The following is a 1,320-nucleotide window of genomic DNA, read 5'->3' on the forward strand; positions in this document are numbered from 1 at the left end:
AGGGCCCGACGATGAATTAGCTGGTTGGTTCGAGGTTGATTGTCTGGTTTCGTAAGGTTTCGGGGATCAGTCCAGGGTGGATGACGTAGTTCCACTCGCCGTGGAAGGCGTATCGCTGTACCGGAACGGCCTTGATCTGTGCGTCGCTGACACGGACCCCGGTGGGGTACTCGTTGGTGTCCATGACCGCTGCGACGGTCAAACCGGTCTCGGTCGTGGTCGCGGCGATCGTCTCGACGATGACCTGGTAGTCGGTCAGGGGCCGGCCGCGCCAGTTCATCGAGATGAAGGAGAACAGGCGATGCTCGACCTTGTTCCACTTCGAGGTGCCGGGCGGGAAGTGGCAGACCGTGATCTGTAGTCCGGCCTGCGCCGCGAACGCGGCGATCTCGACCTTGAACGCCCGCAGCCGATTACCGTTGGACCCCCCACAGTCCGCGGTGAGCAACAACCGGCGGCTGTGCCGATAGCGGTCCCGGCCCACGGTGTCCCACCAGGTGCGGATCGCGTTGACCGCGAAAGCGGCCGTGTCGTGATCCACGCCGACGGTGACGAACCCGTCGTCTGCGCCGATGTCGTAGACGCCGTACGGGATTGCCCGGGGAACACCACCGGGGAAGTCGTGGCCGTTGACCTCGACGGGCACGCCGGTCGGCTGCCACTCCCGCCCCTTCTTCTCGTACTCACCGACCAGTTCCTTCTTCTTCGTATCGACGCTGATCACCGGGTCCCCGGCGTCCAGGAACATGGCGGCGAGGGTGTTGATCTGCGCGAATTGGGCGTCACGGTCGGGATGTCCGGCGCCTTCCTTGGTCTTGAACACCGCCTGCAACCGATACCCCGACTGCTTCAGCAACCGGGCCACGGTCTTCTTACTGACGGTGAAACCCTTGGCGTACAAGCCTTTCATCAACTGTGCGAGGGATTTCGTCGTCCACCGCAACGGCGACATCGGATCCCCGCGAGTCTCCGGCGAGACCAGCGCGTCCAACGCCTCGACGATGCCCGGCTGGCTCTGTTCCACCGACCGGCGACCCGCACCCGGTGCCCGTACCCGCCCGTCCGGCACGACATCCGCACGGACCTCGCTCACACCGGCCTGCACCGTGGTCCGTGACGCTCCCGACAACCGGGCCACCAACGCGATGCCACCCCGACCGATCGCCACCGCCTCCGCACCCAGCAGTAACCGCCACTGCCGCTCGTCCAGATGCGGCCGCAGCACGGCCAGCTTCACCGCCAGGGCATCCTCACTCATCACACCGAACCCAACGAGCCGATCTTGAAATCCGCCGACCAGCTAATTCATCGTCGGGCCCT

1 protein-coding gene is annotated in these 1,320 nt (G+C 65.1%); it reads right to left on the reverse strand.

The genetic code is table 11. From position 1 onward, the window contains the following. Window positions 1–16: 16 nt before the first annotated feature. On the reverse strand, window positions 17–1,258 hold the full coding sequence (locus AB0E90_RS51690) for an ISAzo13 family transposase (RefSeq protein ID WP_360421240.1): 1,242 nt from the start codon (window positions 1,256–1,258) through the stop codon (window positions 17–19). Window positions 1,259–1,320: the final 62 nt, after the last annotated feature.

This window comes from Actinoplanes sp. NPDC026619, assembly GCF_040638295.1.
Taxonomy (GTDB): domain Bacteria; phylum Actinomycetota; class Actinomycetes; order Mycobacteriales; family Micromonosporaceae; genus Actinoplanes.